We start from the raw sequence: 1,376 nt of genomic DNA on the forward strand, positions 1-1,376 counted from the left end.
GACGACGGTCACACCGAGTTCGGCGGCCATGGACACCAGCCGGGCCCGCAGCTTGGCTACGGGCAGGCCGGAGATGAGTTTGCGGAACCGCTTGCGTCTGCCGTGTTTCTCCCGGGTCTTGTCCGCGGCGAAGTCCAGGTCTTCGATGGCGAGGGCCAGGCCGTGGCGTGTGGCCCAGTGCAGCAGGCGGATCAGGGCGTGGCGGACCTGGGCGTCGCGGTGCTGTGCGGTGCCGGTGAGGGTGTAGGCGAAGCGGCGGGGCTCGCCGACCGGGTTGCCGTGGGTGTCCAGGCGCCAGACGGCCAGGTGGTCGGCGTTCAGGTCCACCCCGGCCAGCCCGCCCGCACGAGCCGCCTCCAGCGGCACGACTTGCACCGGCGGGATCTGCCAGGAGGCGGTCACATACCAGCGCCCTCGGCCCGTGTCGTAGTGGAGGCGGTAGGCCACCGCGCGGTCGGCGGCGACACGGTCGGCCCACTGCTCGCCCCGGTGGCGGAAGCGGACCCGGCAGGCGAGCACATACCTGCCGTAGGGCGCGTTGGCCAGGTAGGCCAGCGGCGCCGGAAGCCTGATGCTCACCTCACCCTCCGGCGAGATGCGGATGGTCTCGTTGCCGTAGCGTTTGCCGGACTCGCCATCGGCCTGGAGAAACCACCGCTGGACCTGCCACCGCAGCCGCCACTGCGTCTCCGTCAGCTGGGCGGCTTCAAGGTGGTGCCGGGTGCGCGCCAGCTTCTTGCCGCCGCGCACCACCCGCACCCGTCCGGCTTCCCAGTCGGCCTGTTCATGCTCCAGTCGGTCCTCAAGTACGTGCAGGCGCCGGGACTTGGCGAACCACTCCCGCCGGGAGCGGTAGCCGCCCGGCGCACCCTTGGAACCCTTCGTCCCGATGGGCTGCGCGAGGCGGTGCGTGATCGTGTCGACGCCCGCCCGGAGGCTGTGGAGGTGGGCGAGTTGCCCGCGCCGGGCCAAAGCCCACTGGTCGTGGGTGGCCTTGGTGAGGCTGCCCGCCCACCGCGAGGACGACTTCCCCGTCAGCGCCCGCTTGCGTTGCGCCCACTGCTCGCCGTCGTGGGTCAGGCCCGCCGCGCAGCGGGCCTTCAGGTCGCCGGAGGCCAGCGAGCCGAGCAGCTCGCCGACCAGGCGCAGCACCGCCTCGTCCTGCCCGGTCAAACCCTTGAGACTGGAGCGGATCGCCACTCCGGACGGGCCGGGCACCACGAACGGCGCCACCACCTCACGCAGCACGCCCACACCCCACCACCGCCCGACACTGAAGAGCCCCTCACCGCGTCCAACGACCACCCCCGGTCAAAGGTCACGCATTCGAAACCAGAACCCCCGTCGCCCTGCCTCCTGCCGTTGTTCAGTGCCAC

The 1,376-nt window shown here is 71.7% G+C and carries 1 protein-coding gene; it reads right to left on the reverse strand.

All coding sequences use genetic code 11. The annotated features are described in order from the left end of the window. Positions 1 to 1,254, reverse strand: a 1,254-nt coding sequence (locus RH94_RS37355; RefSeq protein ID WP_234426329.1) for a transposase, incomplete at its 3' end; no start/stop codon positions are given. Between the last annotated feature and the right edge of the window lie 122 nt (positions 1,255 to 1,376).

Origin of the sequence: Streptomyces kebangsaanensis (assembly GCF_001906585.1) — a bacterium.
GTDB lineage: Bacteria > Actinomycetota > Actinomycetes > Streptomycetales > Streptomycetaceae > Streptomyces > Streptomyces kebangsaanensis.